Source organism: Pseudomonas sp. LP_7_YM (assembly GCF_004364435.1).
Lineage (GTDB): Bacteria > Pseudomonadota > Gammaproteobacteria > Pseudomonadales > Pseudomonadaceae > Aquipseudomonas.
Genome location: NZ_SOCT01000001.1, coordinates 320,256 through 340,193 on the forward strand (window position 1 = coordinate 320,256; position 19,938 = coordinate 340,193).

Annotated in this window: 18 protein-coding genes; 7 read left to right on the top strand and 11 right to left on the bottom strand. The window is 59.8% G+C overall.

The window, feature by feature from the left end; translation table 11 throughout:
- The first annotated feature begins 15 nt into the window (after nucleotides 1–15).
- Both EC915_RS01530 and EC915_RS01535 read left to right on the top strand, forming a co-directional pair.
- Nucleotides 16–1,353, top strand: a complete 1,338-nt coding sequence (locus EC915_RS01530) for an MFS transporter (protein ID WP_133748765.1) — start codon at nucleotides 16–18, stop codon at nucleotides 1,351–1,353.
- A 92-nt stretch (nucleotides 1,354–1,445) separates the two neighbouring features.
- On the top strand, nucleotides 1,446–2,855 hold the full coding sequence (locus EC915_RS01535; protein ID WP_133748766.1) for an aldehyde dehydrogenase (NADP(+)): 1,410 nt from the start codon (nucleotides 1,446–1,448) through the stop codon (nucleotides 2,853–2,855).
- A 188-nt stretch (nucleotides 2,856–3,043) separates the two neighbouring features.
- Here the strand turns inward: EC915_RS01535 and EC915_RS01540 are convergent, their stop codons facing one another.
- From EC915_RS01540 to EC915_RS01560, 5 genes are all read right to left on the bottom strand, one after another.
- Entirely contained in the window at nucleotides 3,044–4,471 is a 1,428-nt protein-coding gene (locus EC915_RS01540) for a DUF2723 domain-containing protein (RefSeq protein ID WP_133748767.1), read from the bottom strand.
- Nucleotides 4,472–4,546: 75 nt separating this feature from the next.
- Nucleotides 4,547–5,533 (bottom strand): lysylphosphatidylglycerol synthase transmembrane domain-containing protein, encoded by a 987-nt coding sequence (locus EC915_RS01545; RefSeq protein WP_133748768.1) that lies wholly within the window; start codon nucleotides 5,531–5,533, stop codon nucleotides 4,547–4,549.
- Nucleotides 5,530–6,270, bottom strand: a complete 741-nt coding sequence (locus tag EC915_RS01550; protein ID WP_133749389.1) for an SDR family oxidoreductase — start codon at nucleotides 6,268–6,270, stop codon at nucleotides 5,530–5,532. Before EC915_RS01550 ends, EC915_RS01545 begins: the two co-directional genes overlap by 4 nt.
- An 11-nt stretch (nucleotides 6,271–6,281) precedes the next feature.
- Nucleotides 6,282–7,598, bottom strand: a complete 1,317-nt coding sequence (locus tag EC915_RS01555; RefSeq protein ID WP_133748769.1) for an FAD-binding oxidoreductase — start codon at nucleotides 7,596–7,598, stop codon at nucleotides 6,282–6,284.
- The gene (locus EC915_RS01560) at nucleotides 7,595–9,061 is read right to left on the bottom strand and encodes a UbiA family prenyltransferase (protein ID WP_133748770.1); all 1,467 of its coding nucleotides are present in this window, start codon (nucleotides 9,059–9,061) and stop codon (nucleotides 7,595–7,597) included. The genes EC915_RS01555 and EC915_RS01560 overlap by 4 nt, the downstream gene beginning before the upstream one ends.
- A 307-nt stretch (nucleotides 9,062–9,368) precedes the next feature.
- Between EC915_RS01560 and norR the strand changes: the two genes are divergently transcribed.
- The gene (gene norR / locus EC915_RS01565) at nucleotides 9,369–10,928 is read left to right on the top strand and encodes a nitric oxide reductase transcriptional regulator NorR (protein ID WP_133748771.1); all 1,560 of its coding nucleotides are present in this window, start codon (nucleotides 9,369–9,371) and stop codon (nucleotides 10,926–10,928) included.
- Between the two features lie 130 nt (nucleotides 10,929–11,058).
- Here the strand turns inward: norR and EC915_RS01570 are convergent, their stop codons facing one another.
- The gene (locus EC915_RS01570) at nucleotides 11,059–12,510 is read right to left on the bottom strand and encodes an MFS transporter (RefSeq protein ID WP_133748772.1); all 1,452 of its coding nucleotides are present in this window, start codon (nucleotides 12,508–12,510) and stop codon (nucleotides 11,059–11,061) included.
- Nucleotides 12,511–12,625: 115 nt separating this feature from the next.
- Here EC915_RS01570 and EC915_RS01575 point away from each other — a divergent pair, with 115 nt between their 5' ends.
- Nucleotides 12,626–13,945, top strand: coding sequence for an Nramp family divalent metal transporter (locus tag EC915_RS01575; RefSeq protein ID WP_133748773.1), 1,320 nt, complete (start codon nucleotides 12,626–12,628; stop codon nucleotides 13,943–13,945).
- A 33-nt stretch (nucleotides 13,946–13,978) separates the two neighbouring features.
- On the opposite strand, the gene EC915_RS01580 is transcribed toward EC915_RS01575, so the two are convergent.
- Both EC915_RS01580 and pbpG read right to left on the bottom strand, forming a co-directional pair.
- Nucleotides 13,979–14,437 carry a DUF2214 family protein gene (locus EC915_RS01580; RefSeq protein ID WP_133748774.1) on the bottom strand — a complete coding sequence of 153 codons (459 nt, stop codon included), beginning with the start codon at nucleotides 14,435–14,437 and terminating at the stop codon, nucleotides 13,979–13,981.
- A gap of 182 nt (nucleotides 14,438–14,619) precedes the next feature.
- A complete protein-coding gene (gene pbpG / locus EC915_RS01585; protein ID WP_133748775.1) occupies nucleotides 14,620–15,561 on the bottom strand; it encodes a D-alanyl-D-alanine endopeptidase in 942 nt (313 codons plus the stop codon).
- Between the two features lie 277 nt (nucleotides 15,562–15,838).
- Here pbpG and EC915_RS01590 point away from each other — a divergent pair, with 277 nt between their 5' ends.
- Nucleotides 15,839–16,399 (top strand): hypothetical protein, encoded by a 561-nt coding sequence (locus tag EC915_RS01590; protein WP_133748776.1) that lies wholly within the window; start codon nucleotides 15,839–15,841, stop codon nucleotides 16,397–16,399.
- A 17-nt stretch (nucleotides 16,400–16,416) separates the two neighbouring features.
- Here the strand turns inward: EC915_RS01590 and EC915_RS01595 are convergent, their stop codons facing one another.
- Entirely contained in the window at nucleotides 16,417–16,599 is a 183-nt protein-coding gene (locus tag EC915_RS01595) for a hypothetical protein (protein ID WP_133748777.1), read from the bottom strand.
- Between the two features lie 384 nt (nucleotides 16,600–16,983).
- Nucleotides 16,984–17,334: a hypothetical protein gene (locus EC915_RS01600; protein WP_133748778.1), complete on the bottom strand. Its 351-nt coding sequence runs from the start codon at nucleotides 17,332–17,334 to the stop codon at nucleotides 16,984–16,986.
- A gap of 226 nt (nucleotides 17,335–17,560) precedes the next feature.
- Here EC915_RS01600 and EC915_RS01605 point away from each other — a divergent pair, with 226 nt between their 5' ends.
- Entirely contained in the window at nucleotides 17,561–18,373 is an 813-nt protein-coding gene (locus EC915_RS01605) for a shikimate 5-dehydrogenase (RefSeq protein ID WP_133748779.1), read from the top strand.
- 87 nt (nucleotides 18,374–18,460) lie between these two features.
- On the opposite strand, the gene EC915_RS01610 is transcribed toward EC915_RS01605, so the two are convergent.
- A complete protein-coding gene (locus tag EC915_RS01610) occupies nucleotides 18,461–19,147 on the bottom strand; it encodes a YceH family protein (protein WP_133748780.1) in 687 nt (228 codons plus the stop codon).
- A gap of 118 nt (nucleotides 19,148–19,265) precedes the next feature.
- Here EC915_RS01610 and EC915_RS01615 point away from each other — a divergent pair, with 118 nt between their 5' ends.
- Nucleotides 19,266–19,775, top strand: coding sequence for a DUF1993 family protein (locus tag EC915_RS01615; RefSeq protein ID WP_133748781.1), 510 nt, complete (start codon nucleotides 19,266–19,268; stop codon nucleotides 19,773–19,775).
- Nucleotides 19,776–19,938: the final 163 nt, after the last annotated feature.

Here is a 19,938-nt window from a genome sequence, read left to right on the forward strand (position 1 = left end):
TCGAGGCAGATTCTGATGAAAGCACACACCATGGGCCAAGTCGCGGCCCAGACCCGTTCGCGGGCGAGATACACGACGCTGACGATGCTCGTCATTGCGAGTGCCGTGGCACTTGCCGATCGGGCAAACCTGTCCATCGCGGGGTCGGCCATGTCGGCGGAGTTGGGCATCACCGCGCTGCAGTTGGGCTACCTTTTCTCGGCGTTTTCCTGGGCGTACGTGATAGCTCAATTGCCCGCTGGATGGTTGCTTGATCGTTTCGGCGCGATCCGCGTATATGGGGTGGCTCTGTGCCTGTGGTCAGTGGTTACTCTGGCTCAAGGCTTTGTAGGGTTTGGACCGACCGGCTGGGTCATCGTCACATTGTTTGCCCTGAGGTTCTTGATGGGGTTGGTGGAGGCGCCTCTGTCTCCTGGCAACAGCAGCATTACGGCCAGTTGGTTTCCGGTCGCCGAGCGTGGTACGGCCACTTCGATCTACAACTCCGCGCAATATGTTGCGGTGCTGGTATTCGTACCGTTCATGGGCTTGCTGGTCGGCCATGTCAGTTGGGAGTCTGTATTTTGGGTCATGGGCGCGCTTGGCGTCGTGTTGGCGGCGATGTGGGCCAAACTCATGTACGTGCCGACCGAGCATCCCGGGATCAATGACCTTGAACTCAATCATTTGCGTGAAGGTGGGGCCAATGTCGAAGGCACAACGGCCCCTGGCGCACATCAGAAAGTCCGGTTGTCGGACCTCAAGTTGTTCTTGAGCAGCCGGCAGATGTGGGGCATTTACGTGGGTCAATATTGTCTGACGTCGATGCAGTACTTCTTCCTGACCTGGTTCCCTATCTATCTCGTCAAGGGATGCGGGATGAATATCGTGGACGTCGGCATTGTCGCAGCGATTCCGGCCATTGCCGGTTTCATTGGCGGCATTCTCGGTGGGCTGCTTTCCGACTGGCTTACTCGACGGGGCTACAGCCTGTCCGTCGCCCGTAAAGCTCCCTTTGTGACCGGTATGTTGCTGTCATCCTGCGTGGTGCTCTGCAACTACGTGGATTCGACCTGTGCAGTAGTCGCGCTGATGACCCTGGCGTTGTTTGGCAAGGGCCTTGGTGCCGTCAATTTTGCGCTCATTGCAGACACATCGCCGCGCCATCTGGTGGGCTTCGCGGGCGGCTTGTTCAATCTCTTCGGTAGCGTTTCGGGCATCGTTACTCCGATCGTCATTGGCTATGCGTTGCAGACCACCGGTTCCTTTACTCAAGCACTCTGGTTTGTGGCGCTCCATGGCGTGGTTGCAGCGATTTCCTACGTGCTGGTGGTGGGGAAAATCAAACCGCTTCAACCCAACATTGGCACCTAAACCGAGAAGCAGGTAGCCACTGTTTGAAAGTGATGGTTTGCTTTTCACGGGCGGCACCGCGCTACCTATTCAAATTACGATTGGAATGCTCCATGGCTACCCATCAAGAACTTTCTTTGTCCACCATTGACCAGGCGGTCGCCAAGGCCAGTGCTGCAGCGCTCGTTTGGGGTGAGTCAAAAGCAGCGGCTCGCGCTGCCTTGTTACGCGGGCTGGCGGCTGCTCTTGAGCAACACCAGGCAGAGCTCGTCGTTCTCGCGGATCGTGAGAGCGGCCTCGGTGCAGCGCGCTTGAGTGGCGAGGTGGCTCGCACCGCTTTTCAGCTGCGTGGCTTTGCCGATGCTGTGGAGGCGGGTCTGCCTTATCAGCGAGTCAACGATGCCGCCGTCGTCGGTGCACCTCCCGTCGGCCGTCCGCAGCTGATCCGCGTTAAGCGGGCTCTGGGCCCGGTGGCGATGTTCTCCGCCAGCAATTTCCCTTTCGCTTTCTCCGTACTTGGCGGTGATACCGCATCGGCGCTTGCGGCCGGTTGTCCTGTGGTGGTGAAAGCCCACCCTGGCCACCCTGAACTTTCCCTTGCGGTGTACGAACTGGCACGCCGCGTAGTGGCACGGCAAAAACTGCCGGAGGGCGTTCTAACTATCATCGAAGGGGCATCTCGCGCAGCCGCTGGCTATCTGGTACAGCATCCGCAGATCGCCGCCGTTGCGTTCACCGGCTCTTTTCAGGGCGGCACGGCATTATGGAAACTGGTCAATGAGCGTCCGCGTCCGATTCCATTCTATGGGGAGCTGGGCTCGATTAACCCCCTGGTCGCGTTGCCTGCTGCCCTTGAAGGCAATAGTCAGAAGCTGGCAGCGTTGCTGGCAGGTTCGATCACTCAGGGATGTGGACAGTTCTGTACCAGCCCAGGGGTTATCGTGGTGCTGGATCATCCGGCCAGCGAGCGATTCATCGCTGAACTCGCCGAAGCGATTCGCCCAGTCAAGACCCACCGCATGCTCACCCCGAGCATGAAAAAAGGCTTCGACGGCGCCTCGGACACGGTGGCGAGCTATGCCACGCGGGTGTTCCAGCCAGAAGTCGATGGTGTCGGGCCAGCGCCGCGTTTGTTCAGTGTCGGTGCCAAGGATTTCACCATCAACGCGGACCTTCGCGAAGAGATGTTCGGGCCGGCGGCGTTGATCGTGAAAGCGACCTCGATCGAACAGGTAGAAGACGTGCTCGGTGCAATCAGCGGAACGCTGACCACCACTCTGTGGGGGGTAAACGAGGACAGCGAAAGCAACCGGGCGCTGGTGCACGCTGCCGAAGCAATCTCCGGGCGAGTGCTGTTCGCTGGCGTGCCGACCGGGGTGGCTGTCTGCGCGGCGCAGCAGCATGGGGGGCCGTGGCCGTCGTCGACGGCAGCACAGACAACCTCCGTAGGTTACGCCGCTATCGAACGTTTTCTGCGACCTGTAGCGCTGCAGGATGCACCAGCGTGGGTTCTGGCCATGTAGCGAAAACTGACGCTCTACACAGGCTTCTGCCGGCAAACGCTGGGAGCGAATTTGTTCGCCAGGCGATGGGCAACCGGTACACCTATACCGAATGTACCTGCCTGGCGTTCGAGTGCCGCCCACGAGAACTTCGCTTCTGGAGCATCTTGCATTGCCCCTTTGAGCGTTCGCAGAAGCTCTCGTTGGCTTTACTTCGCCCTTAACTCATACCCCACCGGCAACGTCTCCAGCGTGAACCGGTCGGCGATCATCGCGCAGTAGCTGGTGCGGGCGAGGAAGGCGCCGGGCCCCTGGAGGTAGTGATCGATGTTCTTGACCTCGTCACAGGACTCGAATACGCGCCCCTTGAGCAGGCCGCTGGCCTGGGCCGAGCGCAAGGCGCCGTTGGGGGTCCAGTCGGCGATGATCAGTGCGCCTGGCGGAACGGCTTTTTCGTAGCTGCGTGCGAACTCTTCGGCGGAGCGGTCGCTCAGGTAAGGGGCCATGAAGTAGTGAATGTCATCGCGAAATGGTAATGGCTCCTTGTGCATCGGCAATTGGAGGGTGCCGCTGGCGTAGACCGCGAACACCGCCAGGATCAGCACCGGCGCGGTAAGGGGCGATGCATTGACCAGCCCTGAAGCATTGCGGGGCAGCAACGCTTGCAGCTGCATCACGCCAATGATGCTCAGAAGCACCGCGCCGGGCAAAAAGAAGGTGAAGCGGTCGGTGACGTTATAGGACACCGCGAAGATGAAGTTCATCATTGCTGCGGCCCAGAGCACGCGCAGGGTCGGGGTTTTCGGAAACAGCAGCAGGCCCACCAGTTGCGGCCCTATCAGCGACAGCAACAACAACACTACCGAGTTTTTCTCGTGCCAGATCTCGTCGAAGCGAAACAGTGAACCCTGCCAGCTTTGTTCGGTAGTGCGGTCAGGGATGCCGATCAGGTAGCGGTGGCCGATGTCGAGCAGCCCCAGGCCGTTTTGCATCTCGTTGAGGATACCGGGAATGGCCACCGCGAAACCGAGGACAAAGCCGGGAATAGTGACCAGAATCCGCGCCTTGTGCTGCCACAGCAATTGCAGGTAGAGCGGGAACAGCACGATGAAGGTCAGTTGATGAATCGCCGCAGCGAGCCCCGTCAGCAAGCCGATCAGTAACAGCGCCGGGATCACCCCCAGACGCGGCTTGTCGCGGAACTGGACCATGTAGGCCAGCGTCACCAGCACGGAGTGCAGCACGTAGACTTCAGCCTTGGTCGAGACCCAGAACACGCAATGACACAGCACGGCAGCGGCGATTGACAGCAGGGCCTGCCGGGTCGTCGCCCCCGCGCCTTTAGCGAGTCGATACACCGCCCAGCCCAAGGGAATCAGCAGCAGTGAGTTCATGAAGCTCAGCACGTAAGGCCCCAAGCCTGCAAACAATGCGGTACTGAGGAACCGGTAAAGCGGGTGGTCGAGCGGGCCCAGGGCCTGGCTGAAATACTGGCCCTGGGAGGCGTCGGCGAGAAACATGCCGTTGTCCATCCACTGGATGGGGCCGCTGGAAGCGAGAAAACTGCCAACGATCGCTCCGATTGCCAACAGCAAGGGAATCAAAATCGATGCCCGGTTACGTACCACTGCCACCATCAACTGCACTCCTGTCTCTGTTCTGCGAATGACGCGGTGCGCTCACGTTGGCGCACGCCAAGCTTGCTTGTGAAGTTACTGCGCCGTTTGCCCGTGGGGTACGGCTTCGCCCTTGAGCCTGAACAGCATCACCGCGCCAATGGCCACGGCAAACCACAGCGTGGCTAAGCGAATCAGTACCGTCGCTGCGATAGCATCTGCACTGCTCATGCCTTTCCAGACCAGCAGCCCGACCATCACTGCCTCCGCGCCGCCCAAGCCGCCGGGCATGAAACTCACCGCGCCCGCTAACATCGCCAGGGCGTAGACGAACACCGCGAAAGTCAGGGGGATGTCGGCCCCCATCCACTGCAGAATCCAGTCGAAGGCCAGCGCTTCGGCACTCCACGCCACCACGCTGAGCGCGGTCAGGCCCAGCATCAGGCGCAAACGATGACACTGCTGGGCATGCACCAGCACGTGCAGCAGATGGCGCAGCAACCCGATGAGCTTGCCGCCCTCGCCAGGCACCATCGCCGTCAAACGCTCCAGCAGCCGACGTTGCGACAGCACCAGCAGACCGGCCAGCACCAGGCTGATGCCGACCACGATCATCGGCATCGCCTCGGGGTACAGCGACAGGCCGAACAAGGTCAGCAGCACCACGGCAAGCAGGTCCGAGAGCCGCTCGCTGAAAAAGGCCGCGAAGCTCTGCGGGTAAGGCACGCCCCAGCGTTTGAGCAGCACGCCGCGCAGGGCTTCGCCTGCCTTGCCGGGTGTGGTGGTCAGGGCGAAACCAGCCAGATAAATGCTCAGATTAGGGCGCCAGGGCATCGGGTGGCCCAGCACCTTGAGGTAGGTCTGCCAACGGATGAAGCGCAGGCCGTAGTTCACCGACGACATGAACAGCGCAATGAGGATCCCGACCACGCCGACTTCGCTCACCGCTGCGCCCACCGCGTGCCAGCCACCCCACAGGGAAAACCCCAGATACCCCAGCGCCGAAGCCACCACCGACAGCACGACCGCCCGGTAACGCCAGCCAGTGAGGGGATCCTGCGCGTTGGAAACCGTCGGGTTCACAGATTCAACCTCTTGAACAACGGCTGCGGGATCGAGCGAATGATCAGCATGATCAATGCCCAAAACCCCGGCGCGTAGAGGGTCGGCACCTTGTTGGCGATGCCCTTGACGATGCGCTGGGCGACCTGTGCCGGTTGGGCCAGCAAAGCGGTGGGCAGCGACAGGCCTTGGGTCATCGGCGTGTCGACGAAGCCCGGCTTGATCGTGGTCACGTGCACGCCAACCTTGAACAAGCGCGCCTGCAAGCCTTCGCAATAGGTCGAAACCGCGGCCTTGGCGCTGCCGTACAGGTAATTGGAAGGGCGTCCACGATCGGCCGCCACCGAGGAGATGATCGCCAGGCTGCCACAGCGCTGGGTCTCGAATTGCATCGCCAGCACGGTCAGCAGGGCGATCACCGAGGTGCAGTTGTTAGCGAACTCGCGCAGGGCGAGGTTGACGTCGCGCTCGCAGGCTTTCTGGTCCGGCAGGGTGCCATGGGCAATCAACGCGATATCGATCTGGCCCAATGCGGTGAGGCAGCGGCCGAGCATCAGGGGGTGAGCATCGATGTCATTGGCGTCCATTTCGTGCAGGGTGACGTTGTGCGCGCCGCGGGCTTTCAGGTCGGCCGCGGTCTGCTGCAGTTTGTCGACGTTACGCGCAACGAGGAAAAAATCACTCCCTTGGCTCGCCCACAAGCGAGCGCAGGCGGTGGCGATGGCCGATGTGGCGCCAATGATCAGCACTCTTTTCATAGCGGTTGTGGTCATAGCAGCACGCGGCTCCAGAAACGGGACATCAGAGAGGGATCGCGCAGCGCTTCCAGTCGCTCCCAGGCGGGGTAGGCCTGGCGAAAGTCCGCGCCGCTCATATGGGCATCCTTGGCTGGATACAAGCGGCCCCCTGCGGCACGGACTATGTCGTCCAGTCGCGGGAATACTACGTTCTGCAGGTCTTCGCTCTGCGAGAAGTCCAGGGCCAGCGACGTCCCCGGCATCGGAAACGACAGCAGGCCCGGCGAGCGCACATCGCCGCAGCGCTTGAGCACCGCCAGAAACGAGCCTTGCCCGGCATCGGCAATGGCCCGCAATAACTCAACCATTGCCGTTTCGGCATTGGCGTTTGGAATCACGCACTGATACTGCTGAAAGCCGCGGCGACCATAGATGCGATTCCAGTGCAGGATGCGATCCAGCGGGTAGAAAAACGGTTCATAGGCGCTGCGAGCGGTCTTGCGCTGGCTCGGGTGAACCCACCAATACAGGCCGTTGAAAGCAGTGAGCGAGAGTTTGTTGATCAACGAAACCGGTGGTGTGAGCGGGACGCTCAGCTTCGCCCGCGCTTGCACGTCCAGCGAACCATATTGAGCGTGGTCACCCACGATGAAGACCCCACGCCCGGTCTCGGCGCCCTTGGCCAGACAGTCGACCCAGGCCACGCTGTACTCGTGTTGATGGTCGAGCTCATCGGCGAGGGCAAAAAATTCTGCCAGATTGTTGAAACGCACGGTCATGGTGTCGATCTGGCTGGCGCGGATCGGCATCAGTTGCAGTTCGGCCCAGTGGATCACTCCGGTCAGGCCAAGCCCGCCGATGCTCGCCGCAAACATCGAGGTATTGACGTCGGGGGAGCAGACAATCTCTGGCTGACCGTGGCGCAACAGACCAAAACTGCGTACATGTCGGCCAAAAGTGCCACGCAGGTGATGATTCTTGCCGTGCACGTCATTGGCAATAGCGCCACCCACCGTGGCGAACTGGGTGCCCGGCGTCACCGGCAGAAACCAGCCTTGGGCAATGGTGACGTTCAGGACCTCGGCCAGGGTAATGCCGGCTTCGACCTTGAGCACACCCGATGTCCAGTCGGCCTCGATCAGCCGATCCAGCGAGCGCATGTGCAGCACCTGATCGCTGGCCGCCAGACAGCTGTCGCCATAGCTGCGCCCGTTACCGTAGGGCAGGCTGCTGCCGTGGTGCTCAATCACGCGTTCAAGACGGGCAGGCAGTTCATCGCGCCAAACACAGCTGTGGCCGTGCTGCGGCGTTTGGGGAAAGCGGCCCCACGAATACAGGGGGGGACTCATGCGGCGATCCAGAACATCAGCAGGAACACGGCACCGATCAGCTGGCTGGTGCGGTCACGAATAGCGAACACTACGGGGTCTTCGTTCATCTGCCCGCGGTGGGTGAGCATCCATACGCGGGTGACCCAGAACAGCAGCAGCGGGCAGGCCAGCCAGATCACGTGCGGTGTGACGTAAAGCGAGGTGGTGTTCGCGTCCTGGATATACAGCGCCAGCACCATCACCGCCAGGTAACCGGACGAGGCGCCAAGGGAGGCGATCATGTCCAGGTCTCCGGGGTAATAGCCGCGACCGCGGGCCACTGTGTTTACCTCGCGGGTACGCGCATCGCGCAGTTCGGCGTAGCGTTTGACCATCGCCAGGCTGAGGAAAATGAACATCGAGAACGCCAGGATCCAGAAGGTCAGGGTCAGGTTGAACGCTGCTACCCCAGCGATGATGCGCGCGGTGTAGAGCATCGCCAGCACGATCACATCCCAGGCCATCAGGCGCTTGAGTTTCAGCGAGTACGCCAGTGTTAGCCCGTAATAAGCGGCCATGACTGCCGAGAACTGCCAGGGCAGCAATAACAGGGCCGAGCCGAAAGCCGTTAGCAACAAGGCAGGGACCAGAATCAACCCGGCCTTGATGGACAACTGACCGCTGGCGAACGGCCGGTCGCGCTTGCTTTTGTGGTGTCGGTCATCGCCAAGATCCAACAGATCATTGAGGATATAGACGCTGGAGGCACACACGCCAAAGCACAGGAATGCGAAAACCCCGTCGCGCATCAGCTCCAGCTGGGCGAGCCGGTGAGAGGCCAGCAGTGGCACGAAGATCAGCGCGTTTTTCAGCCACTGATGCATGCGCATCGCCTTACGCCAGTCGCGCAGGCTGGCGGTGTGGGTACGCAGGGTGGGCTCGACCCGGGCCATGGCCTGCACCCGCGATTCAACCCCGGGGTCCGGGTTGACCACATAGGCCTGACGCGACACTTTCCAGATGGGCAAATCATCTTTCGAATTACCGATATAGTCGAAGCCACCTTCCCCGTAATGAGCAACTAACAGATCGCGCTTGTGATTACCGGACAAGTTGCGGTGGGTATTTGAGGCTAATACCAGGTCGAACAGTCGCAAGTGTTCGGCGATCCGCTCGGCCAGACTTATATGGCTGGCAGTGGCCAGTACGATCATGCGTCCTGTGGCTTTTTCCGCCAGGATCAACTCGATAATCTGCGAGTCGTACGGCAATACCGAAACGTCGATCTCGGTCGCCAGCGCCAAGCCTTCCTTGAGCGCAGCCTTGCCCTTGAAGAGCCAGCCGAGCACGTTGAGCACCTGCAGGGGCTTGCTTCTGACGAAGGCCATGGCCGTTTCCATCAACAGGTCGGAACGCAGCAGCGTGCCGTCCAGATCGATAACCAAAGGTGGGTAAGTCAAGGGTGGGACAGTTTCTTGAACTCGTCCCTGAATTCTAGCCATGGCGGGTGCTCCACTTAAGACCGGCCTGACTATAAACAAAAATAAGTTTTTACAACTTTATATAAATTAAAGACTATTGCTATTGTCGACAAAGGCTTGGCGCCAGAATAAAACAACGCTCTGGTGGCAGGTATTAGTATGTGGTGAGTTTCAATATTGAAACAGTAACCGTCGCTTTATCGGCGACTGACCAATGACTGTTATGAGTGGGTGAGGGGCAGTCTCTAACGTGCCAGGTGTTGTGGTTCTGACCGGAGCCGATGTCATAATGACCGCGTTTTCGTGTCTGAGTGTGCCCTGGAGCCCCATGACCCATCCTTTACTGCTTGCGCTTGAGCCTCTGGTGGCGGACCTCTCCCGCGACCTGCCGGACGAGGAGCGTTATCGGCGTCTGTTGCGGTCGCTGCGCCAGTTGCTGCCTTGTGATGCCGTGGCCTTGCTCAAGCTTCAGGGCGATGTGCTGGTGCCGTTGTCGGTGGAGGGTCTGAGCCCTGACACCTTGGGCCGTCGGTTCAGACTGGGGGAACATCCACGGCTGGACATCATCATGCAGAACCGCGAACCGACGCGCTTCTCCACCGATTGCGAGCTGCCGGACCCCTACGACGGGCTGGTGGACGGCCTTCACGGTCAGCTGCAAGTTCATGATTGTCTTGGCTGCCCACTGTTCGTTCAGGACCAGCTCTGGGGCTTGATCACCCTGGACTCGCTGGACGCTGCACGCTTCGGCAGTGTTGATCTGGGCAATTTGCAGGCGTTCGCCAGTCTTGCCGCAGCCACGGTCATGGCCAGCGAGCGGATCGATCTGTTGGCGCGCCGCTTCGAAGACCAGCGGCAACTGGCTGAAATCTACAAGCGCGCCGCTGGCAGTCGCGGGCCTCGGGAACTGATCGGACAAAGTACGATGCATCGCCGCCTGCAACAGGAAATCCAATTAGTGGGCAACAGTCCGCTGAGCGTGCTCATCACCGGAGAAACCGGGGTCGGCAAAGAGCTGGTGGCCGAAGCCATTCACCTACAATCGCCGCGCGCGCACAAGCCGTTGATCAGCCTCAATTGCGCGGCACTGCCTGAGCTATTAGTGGAAAGCGAGTTGTTCGGCCATGTCAAAGGCGCGTTTTCGGGGGCGATCAGCGGGCGCAGCGGCAAATTCGAACTGGCCGATGGCGGCACGATTTTTCTCGATGAAGTCGGCGAGTTGCCATTGGCGGTGCAGGCCAAGTTGCTGCGGGTGCTGCAGAGTGGGCAGATTCAGCGAGTCGGCTCTGATTTGGAACACCGGGTGGACGTGCGGATCATTGCCGCCACTAATCGTGATCTGGTTGAAGAAGTACGCGCCGGACGCTTTCGCGCCGACCTCTATCACCGGCTGAGCGTATACCCGCTGCTGGTACCGCCGTTGCGTGAGCGCGGGCGCGATGTGTTGCTGCTGGCGGGGTATTTCCTTGAGGAAAACCGTGTGCGCATGGGCTTGCGAGGCCTGCGCATGAGTCCCGAGGCACAGAAGCTTCTGCTCGGATATTCATGGCCGGGTAACGTGCGTGAGCTTGAACACCTGATCAGCCGCGCAGTGCTCAAAGCGTTGTCCAGGCACCGTGAACGGCCGCGTATTCTCACCATTGAACCCCAGGCTTTGGGGTTGAACGAAGAGGTTCAGCCCGGTGCCAAAACCGCCTCACCGACGGCGCATGCATTGCCAGCGACCAAACCGAGCGCAGGGCTTAAAGAAGCGGTCGATGGATTCCAGACGCAGTTGATCAACGATGCCTTGAGTCGCCATCAAGGCAAATGGGCCGACGTTGCCCGCGAACTCAACCTCGACCGCGCCAACCTCAGTCGGCTGGCCAAGCGGTTGGGGATTCGTTAGAAACCCCGGCAAAAACTGTAAGAACCGGTTGCGCAAGGGCTGCGGCTATTCAGTCCCCTGTCGGTGTCCGCCCGAGCGCTTTCGCCGCCATCGTAACCTCTGACGCCTTCTGCAGCGATCGCCTCAGGCCTCACCGATGGGCGATATCCTCCAGCGCCAGGTTGCGCGTTTTCGGCCCGAACCCACCAATGGTGATCATCACGATCAGCATGCTGATAACGATGAAGGTGAGTACACCCGGCGTGCCGAAGTGATCGAGGAACAGGCCGATCAACAGACTGCTGAACACGGTCGACAAGCGACTGAACGAATAACAGAAGCCCACCGCGCGGGCACGGATGTTGGTGGGGAACAGTTCGCTCTGGTACGAGTGGTAGCTGAAGCTGAGCCAGGCATTGCAGAAGGTGATCATCACCCCGCAAACGATGAGCCCTGCCGCCGTATTCTGCTGCGCGAACAGCGTGCCGAAGATCATCGCGCCCAGGGCCGAGCCGACGATCTGCCATTTGTTCTCGAAGCGGTTGGCGAACTTGACGAACAGCAGAGGTCCCAGCGGGTAGGCGAGGGTGATGATGAAGGCGTACCCCAGGCTGTGAGTCACGCTGACGCCCTGACCGGAAAGCAGTGCAGGCAGCCAGTTGCCGAAACCGAAGAAGCCGATGGCCTGAAACACATGGAACACGATCAGCATCAGTGCACGACGACGATAAGGCGGCTGCCAGATGTCGGCAAAACGGCCTGTGCCTTCGATGGTCACCTTGTGGGTTTGCGGCTCGTCCAGCGCCTGGCCGTGGTCTTTCACGCAGCGCGCTTCCAGGTCATCCATGATCCTCTCGGCTTCGGCGAACCGGCCATGTTGGGCCAGCCAGCGCGGTGATTCCGGCAGGCGGGAGCGCAGCCACCAGATCAACAGTGCGAATACCGCACTGGCGATCACCACCCAGCGCCAGCCCGCGATGCCGAACGGATCCTGCGGTACCAGCCACCAGGACATCAGTGCTACCGACGGCACCGACAGAAATTGCACGAAAAACGCAAAAGCGAACGCCGAACTGCGCATGCGCTTGGGCACCAGTTCCGACAGGTAAGCGTCGATGGTCACCAGCTCGATGCCCAGCCCGATGCCCACCAGAAAGCGCATGCCGATAATGCCCAGCGCCGACGTCTGCATCCCCATCAGCAATGTGGCGACGGTGTACCAGATCAGAGCGAAGGTGAAGATGGCCCGCCGACCGAAGCGGTCGGCGATCGGGCTGAGCAGGCTGGCGCCGAGAAACAGTCCAAGGAAGGTTGCCGAGGCGAAAGCGGCCTGGTCGGAAAAGCCGAACACACCCTGTGCACCCGTGGCGAACAGGCCGTCGCGAATCAGACCGGGGCTGATATAGGCCGTCTGGAACAGATCATAGAGCTCGAAAAAGCCGCCGATGGACAGCAACGCCACCAGTTTCCAGATCGTGGCAACGGCGGGCAGGCGATCAATGCGTGCGGAGATAAGGGAGGCCCGGACCGGGTCGATGCCATCGCCCTGTGGGCCGCTGCCCTTTGAATCAGAGCTGTCAGAAGTAGGGGAAAGCGCAGACATTATTGTTTTCCAGTTGCATGAGACGACGCATGTTAGAGCTTTTGCAGAGATTCAAGACAAAATATTTCCCTGCGTTTAAGCTCTAGGATTGATCGCCATCAGCCATCGGATTCCCGTGAAATACAAACTTCCGACTACCGCCACCGCTCCGTTCTGTCCCTCTGCCGTGACCGACAGCGTCGCCATTCCAGCCAATGCGTCTTTTCTGCGCAAACTGTTGTTGTTCGTCGGTCCCGGGCTTTTGATCTCAATTGGCTACATGGATCCAGGCAACTGGGCGACCGCGATCGAGGCCGGCTCCCGGTTCGGCTATGCGCTGTTGTTCGTGGTGGTGCTGGCCAGTCTCTCAGGCATGGTTCTGCAGAACCTTTGCTCGCGTTTGGGCATTGCCACAGGACGTGACCTGGCGCAGTTGTCCGCCGAGCGCTACAGCCGCCGTGTCGGCATGGGGCAATGGATTCTGGCCGAGCTGTCGATTCTGGCGACCGACCTTGCAGAAGTGCTGGGTGCTGCGCTGGCGTTTCATTTGCTGCTGGGCGTTTCGATCACCACAGGTGTGGCCTTGACCGCATTCGATACGGTGATCGTGCTGGCGTTGCAGGGCGCTAATTTTCGGCGTCTGGAAGCTATCGTACTGGGCCTGATCGTCACCATTGCCACCTGTTTTTTCATTGAGCTGGTGCTGATCAAACCGTTTTGGCCGGATGTGTTCGCCGGGCTCAAACCCTCATGGGACGTACTGAGCAATCAGGAGCCGTTGTACATCGCCATCGGTATTCTCGGCGCCACGGTCATGCCCCATAACCTGTACCTGCACTCTTCGGTGGTACAGACGCGGGTCAATGGCACGTCCTTGCAGAGCAAAGCCAGTGCGATTCGCTATGCCAGAGTCGACACCATCGGCTCGTTGAGCATGGCGCTGGTGATCAACGCCGCCATTCTGATTCTGGCCGCAGCGGCATTTCATGGCACCGGCCATGCCGACGTGGTGGAGATTCAGGACGCCTACCACCTGCTTGACCCCTTGGTGGGCGGAACACTGGCCAGCGTGCTGTTCGGTATCGCGCTGCTGGCGGCAGGGCAGAGCTCGACGTTCACTGGCACCATAGCCGGCCAGGTGGTACTGGAAGGTTTTCTCAACGCCAAGATTCCGTGCTGGCAACGTCGGCTGATCACCCGCGCACTGGCGTTGATTCCGGCGCTGATCGGGGTGATCTGGTTCGGTGACGGCGCTGTCGGCAAGATGCTGGTGCTCAGTCAGGTCGTGCTCAGCCTGCAACTGCCTTTTGCCCTGTGGCCGTTGATTCGCTTCACCAGCGACAGGCAACTGATGGGGCCGTTTGCCAACAATGCCGTGACCAAGGTTCTGGCGTGGGGCCTGTTCGGGCTTATCTCGGCGGCCAACCTGATGCTGATGTATTTCTGGGTGAGCTGATCGGGCGCCGATTGCAGGCGTTGATTCTGCTCGTCAGCTGAGCAGAATTCCCCGGGCCATGCCGGTGGCGGCGATCACGATGATCACCATCAACGCTGCTTCCATATGGCTGATGCGGGCGAAGCGTCGTGAGCGGGAGGTATCGATAGGCAGCTGTTTCTTGAACGCTATGCGCCATTTGATCAGAGCGAACATCGGCACTACTTCCAGCGCAAGAATTGCGACGAAAGCCGTGATCTTCAGGTGAAACAGCGGTTGATGCAGGTAATAGTAGGAGCCTTTTTCCAGCCCCCCGAACGCCCGGAAGGCGCCGGTGATCAGCAGCACACCTGCCGAAACACCCCAGATGTTGTCGACCACGAACACATCGCGAAAAGAGCGCGGATCGTCGGTGCGCAACCTGCGCAGTGCCCGTCCCCGAGCCAGAACCGCCGCCAGTGCAAAGCCGAACGCCAACACATGCAATGCAGCCAATACCCATTTAACGACCATGTCCAACTCCCCCGAGTGGTTTCTGAAGCGAGCAGCAACAGAGCAAGCTTAGCGGGTCGGCAGGGTTCTGCGTGGCGGCGTGGATGAAACTGTTGTCAGCGGTGAGCGTGCCGCCGGTGACGCGCCGTGGCCGGTACCTGCAAGGTGACCAGCCCGGCACAAACGCCCAAACACGATGCGTTTCAGTCCGACGCTTGCAGACCTTTCTGCTTCATCACCAGGTTCTTTTCCTTTTTGTACTGCAACGCCACTTCCGGCGCCGGGCCGCTCTTGCCGGTCTCCATCCACAGACGCATGCGGCTCGCATCAGCGAAGTGGGTGTACTTGCCGAAGGCGTCCAGGATCACCACCGACACCGGACGGTTGGCCATGCTGGTCAGTAGCACCAGGCAGTGGCCTGCCTGATTGGTGAAGCCGGTCTTGGTCAGCTTGATGTCCCAGTTGGATTTGCGCACCAGATGGTCGGTATTGCTGAAACCCAGGGTGTAATTGGGTTTGCGGAAGGTCACGGTTTTTTCCTGGGTGGTGCTCAGCTCGCGCAGCATCGGGTAGTTGCGCGCCGCCAGCGCCAGCTTGGTGAGGTCGCGAGCGGTGGAGACGTTGAAGACCGAAAGGCCGGTCGGTTCCATGTACACCGTGTGGCTCATGCCCAAGGCCCTGGCCTTGGCGTTCATCGCCTTGATGAATGCCGGATAGCCGCCCGGATAACTATGCGCGAGGCTGGCTGCCGCACGGTTTTCCGACGACATCAGGGTAATCAGTAGCATGTCATGACGATTCAGCTCGCTGCCCAGTTTCACCCGGGAAAATACCCCCTTCATCTCCGCAGTCTGGGAGATGTCGACCTTGATCATCTCGTCCATCGGCAGCTTGGCGTCCAGAGTCACCATGGCCGTCATGAGTTTGGTCACCGATGCGATGGGAACAATCACGTCCGGGTTGCTGGAATACAACACCTGGCCCGATTGCAGGTCAGTGATCATGGCGCTGCCGGAAGCCAGGTGGAGGTTGGCAGGGTCGCGGTTGAAAGCGGCGGGTTCGTTCGCAATGGCAGCGGTGGAGAGTGCCGAGACTGTAAATACAACTAATAGGCCGATAAGGGATGCGCGAATTTTCAAGAGCAAAGCTCACTCAAATAATGGATACGATGTGAAAGGCCGGACTTTCTTCAAGAACGACAACAAGATCGGCGCATTTTATGAGCATGTTTCTAACCCTGTCGATGGGCTGCGCAGGGCGTTTCAGTAATAAAAGCAGGCTGTATGGCATTTGTTCAGATTAACCCTGGCAAAACCCTGTATTTGAACGGGCGGCTTCGATATTCATGGCACTGTGACCACTCACCCATTAGCATTCCACGGCATCGATGCTTATCACTCATATTGACCGGGGAGTACTGCAATGCCGAAGGGATTTATCAGCAAGGATTATGCGGCGTTGGCAGTGTGTGCCGCGTTGGTTGCGGTGCTCTTGCTGGTCACCGGGCTGTTTTCGAGGCAGGCGGACTGGGCTGGCTGGATTCAGGCCATCGGGCTGATTGTCGGGTTGATGATTGCCATTGCGGTGCCCGCGATTCAAAAGCGCCAGGACCTTGCGTTGCAGCATAAACAGCTGCGTGATCGCCAAACCGGTTACGCGCGGCGCATCCAGTACCTCTGTGGGGAATTGAATGAGTTGTTGGCCCGGATCACTGTCAATCTTGCGCATCTGCGCGCTGCGGATCGGCATCGGTTGCAGCGCACGCTGGAGGATTACCTGCATCGTCTGTTCGAGTCGCACAAGCTCGATCAAAACGATGATCGCGTGGTTATCGCCCATGAACTGCGTCTGGTGGCTAACGAGCTGATCGAAGAACTGGAGAGTGGCAGGTCGGATCGGGTGGTGCTGGGTACGCTGGAGAAGCGCTTGCAGAAACTGGCGCATCGCTGTCAGGTCAACGCGACGCTGGCCGAGCGGGTCTGATGAGGTTCGGCAGGGCCTCAGCTGTCGAGCCTGGGCGGTTGCATCTGTTTCGACAATGCCTGTGCCGCAGGCAGCGATAACAGCGGCCCGCTGACCGGCACGCCCTCGTGCATCAGGTACCAGCACGCCAGCAGACCGCGTTCGCGTAACTGCGCCGGAACTGCGCTTCCCACTACCGACATGATTTGAACCTTGGTCATAAGTGCCTCTACTCCACGATGGCGGCCACTTTACGGCGCTGTCGCACTCAGTAGAAATCACTGTTCTCAATAGTTGTCATTGATGAGCGACAGGTTAGTGTTCGCAGGGGAAGGCTGAACGAACTGTCGTGGCACATTTTTGCGCGGCACAGGCATTCAGAATGCTTAGCGATGGAGTCGCAGTCGGTGGGCAGTACTCCCAGCGTCGCTCGGTTGAACATTGTCCGCCGTCGAGCAACTGACAACACTTTCATTCCACGGGCCAGCGCCAGCTGACGCCTACCAAACCGACTTCCAAAAAACGAAGACCCCGCCTGTTGAGCGGGGTCGATTGGTTCAGACTGCCGATCCGTGACCGGCGCTGTCAATGCTACAAGCCAGCTGTTACCAGCGGCCGCCATCGTGGTAGTAACCAGGGCCAGGTGGTGGCCCGTAGTAACGTGGTGGGCCGTAGTAGCGAGGGCCGTACACCACCGGACGTTCAACGACATAAGCCGGTTGGTAGTAAACCGGTGGCGGAGGTGGAGCGTAGTAGACAGGCGCTGGGGCCGCGTATACCGGCGCCGGTGCCGCATAGACAGGCCCGGAAGCCACGGCCGCGCCAACCACGCCGCCTACGACAGCGCCGATTACCGCCGCTCCACCCCAGCCTGGACCGCCACCATGGGCTTCAGCCTGGCCTGCAAGGGCGAGGGCACCTAACAACAAGGCAACCTTGGGGATATGACGAATCATGACTGTTCCTCGGTGTTCAGTCCCGTTGTCGCGAGCCTGCGTTACGCTCAGGCACTGCCACGGGATAACTGATCAGACAACGAATTTCGGAATATCTGCGAAGCCGTTGCGTAAATTTTGTGTAAGGTATTCGACAACTTTGATGACAATCGCTGCGGTTGATGCCGCAAGCAACTGAATTCTACGCCTTTGCAAGGGTGTTAACGAATACCGTTCAGGAGATTTCATGTCCGTTACCGCAAGCAAGGAAACGCTGTTGTGCATGTCCTTGGCCGGACGTCCCGGTAACTTCGGGGTGCGTTTCCATAACTACTTGTATCAACTGCTGGAACTGAACTTCTATTACAAAGCCTTCTCCCCCAACGACCTTCCCGCAGCCATTGGTGGCATGCGCTCTTTGGGTATTCGAGGGTGTGGCGTATCGATGCCGTTCAAGGAGGCGAGCATTGCGCTGGTCGACCAGATGGACCCGTCAGCCGCGGCGATCCAGTCGATCAACACCATCGTCAACACGCACGGACATTTGAAGGCTTACAACACCGATTACATTGCCGTGGCGCAACTGCTCGACACCCATGCCGTGCCGCGCACGCGTTTCGCCTTGCGTGGCAGCGGCGGGATGGCCAAGGCCGTGGCCTGCGCCATGCGCGATGTGGGGTTCGGTGAGGGTTTGGTCGTCGCCCGCAACGAGCAGGCGGGCAGGGCACTGGCCGAAACATGCGGCTTCGAATGGCAGGCAGAACTTGGTGGCGAGCGTCCACCGCTGCTGGTCAATGTCACGCCTTTGGGCATGGCGGGGGATCAGGCCGACACACTGGCGTTCGAAGCAGCGGCCATCGAGGCTGCCGACACCGCGTTCGATGTAGTCGCCACCCCGGCGCGCACGCCGTTTATCATTCACGCCGGGAAGCTCGGCAAGCGTTTGATCACCGGGGATCAGGTCGCGGCAATTCAGGCGCTGGAGCAATTCATTCTTTACACCGGTGTGACGCCGACCCAGGAGCAGTATCTGGCGGCTGCGGCGTTTGCCCGGCGGTAACGGCCGGGTGCGTGAGCGGGTCTGATGCCGAACTTGTGTGAGAGGTGAGCTGGCTCACGCCCACACAAGCCTGACGCACAGATTGCTTCATGAGTCGGCCCCCTCCAGCTTTGCCAGTCGTTCTTCCAGCGCCACGATCCGAGCTTCCAGCGCTTGGACCTGTTCTGTCAGCGCCGGACTGCCAACAGTCGCACGTTCAATCGGGTTCTGCCGCGCCGCGAGGAGCGCTTCCCGGTCTGCTGGATCACCCAGAGCATGCATGTAGCGGTCTTCGCGTTGGCCCGCCTGTTTCGGGATCAGCAAAGCCAGGCCACGGCCGATCAGGCGTTCGAGTTGGTGAATCACCGCGTCGCTGTCCTCGAAATCATGCGTGCGGCTACTGCGGGTCAACAGTTCGTTGACCGTCTGCGGCCCGCGCAACAGCAGCAGGCCGGCAAGGATGACTTGCGCAGGCACCAGTTCCAGTGTCTTGTCGATCCGGTGTTCCCAGCGGTCTGCGCGGCTGCCCATGACCAGGCGAGCCAACTGCAGGCTTTCCAATGCACGCAGACTTTGTCCTACCTGACCGGCGGTGAGGTTCATGACCGGGTCGCGGCTGGTCTTCTGATTGCAGGCCAGGACCAGCGAGTTGAGGGTCAGAGGATAGGTTTCAGGGTTGGTGGCCTGTTTTTCGATCAGACAGCCCAGGATGCGTACTTCGGTGGTGTTGAGCTTCAGTGCGTCTGCGCTGTCGGCGCTGTTATCAGAATCATCAGAACCCGGCTCGGCGGACATGGCCCTTCCCCTAACTGTTGAAAAGTCTATGAGGGTAGGGTCGGGATGAGGTAAAAGACAAGCCGCGTTCGCATACGCAGCGCGCCATCCATGCGACTCATCGCCTCCAGGAACTGCCATGACTATCTCCCTGTACGCCGCATCGATTCCTGTTTTCAAACAGCTGCTCAACGCATTGAGCGGTGTTCTGGCCAAGGGCGAAGCCCACGCCACCAGCAAGAATATCCAGCCTGATGCCCTGCTTCAGGCGCGGTTGTTCCCGGACATGTTCCAACTGGTGCGTCAGGTGCAGATTGCCGTCGATTTCGCCAAGGGTGCAGGTGCGCGCCTGGCCGGGATCGAACCACCGAAATACGAAGACACCGAAACCACCTTTGGCGACTTGCAGGCACTGCTGACCAAGGTGCTGTCGTTCCTTGACACCCTCACTCCCGAGCAGGTCAACGGTAACGAAGAGCGTGAAATCGTTCTGCGTCCGGGCACCGACAAGGAAAAACGTCTGAGCACCCAGACCTACCTGCTGCATTACTCGCTGCCGCAGTTCTTTTTCCACGTCACTACCGCGTATGACCTGCTGCGCCACAACGGCGTGGAAGTCGGCAAGCGTGATTACATGGGCAACTACTGATTGGTTTTCGACTGAGCGCCTGATCGGAAGTCACCGTCTGTTTGTCTTCAGACGGTGATCCTGACTTTAAAGCGCCTGAAGAGCTCTCCAGGTGTCTTTGTCTGTTACCATTCGCGCTTCGCTCTATGTCATCCCGAATGACCGCTCCGAAAGGACCGGTCAT

What these genes read in the sequence shown, in the direction of transcription:
- norR (WP_133748771.1), top strand. Translation starts at nt 9,369, where the DNA reads ATGACCCATCCTTTACTGCTTGCGCTTGAGCCTCTGGTGGCGGACCTC.
- EC915_RS01600 (WP_133748778.1), bottom strand. Translation starts at nt 17,334, where the DNA reads ATGATTCGTCATATCCCCAAGGTTGCCTTGTTGTTAGGTGCCCTCGCC.
- EC915_RS01580 (WP_133748774.1), bottom strand. Translation starts at nt 14,437, where the DNA reads ATGGTCGTTAAATGGGTATTGGCTGCATTGCATGTGTTGGCGTTCGGC.
- EC915_RS01530 (WP_133748765.1), top strand. Translation starts at nt 16, where the DNA reads ATGAAAGCACACACCATGGGCCAAGTCGCGGCCCAGACCCGTTCGCGG.
- EC915_RS01605 (WP_133748779.1), top strand. Translation starts at nt 17,561, where the DNA reads ATGTCCGTTACCGCAAGCAAGGAAACGCTGTTGTGCATGTCCTTGGCC.
- EC915_RS01555 (WP_133748769.1), bottom strand. Translation starts at nt 7,598, where the DNA reads ATGAGTCCCCCCCTGTATTCGTGGGGCCGCTTTCCCCAAACGCCGCAG.
- EC915_RS01540 (WP_133748767.1), bottom strand. Translation starts at nt 4,471, where the DNA reads ATGGTGGCAGTGGTACGTAACCGGGCATCGATTTTGATTCCCTTGCTG.
- EC915_RS01590 (WP_133748776.1), top strand. Translation starts at nt 15,839, where the DNA reads ATGCCGAAGGGATTTATCAGCAAGGATTATGCGGCGTTGGCAGTGTGT.
- EC915_RS01570 (WP_133748772.1), bottom strand. Translation starts at nt 12,510, where the DNA reads ATGTCTGCGCTTTCCCCTACTTCTGACAGCTCTGATTCAAAGGGCAGC.
- EC915_RS01550 (WP_133749389.1), bottom strand. Translation starts at nt 6,270, where the DNA reads ATGAAAAGAGTGCTGATCATTGGCGCCACATCGGCCATCGCCACCGCC.
- EC915_RS01595 (WP_133748777.1), bottom strand. Translation starts at nt 16,599, where the DNA reads ATGACCAAGGTTCAAATCATGTCGGTAGTGGGAAGCGCAGTTCCGGCG.
- EC915_RS01610 (WP_133748780.1), bottom strand. Translation starts at nt 19,147, where the DNA reads ATGTCCGCCGAGCCGGGTTCTGATGATTCTGATAACAGCGCCGACAGC.
- EC915_RS01535 (WP_133748766.1), top strand. Translation starts at nt 1,446, where the DNA reads ATGGCTACCCATCAAGAACTTTCTTTGTCCACCATTGACCAGGCGGTC.
- EC915_RS01560 (WP_133748770.1), bottom strand. Translation starts at nt 9,061, where the DNA reads ATGGCTAGAATTCAGGGACGAGTTCAAGAAACTGTCCCACCCTTGACT.
- EC915_RS01615 (WP_133748781.1), top strand. Translation starts at nt 19,266, where the DNA reads ATGACTATCTCCCTGTACGCCGCATCGATTCCTGTTTTCAAACAGCTG.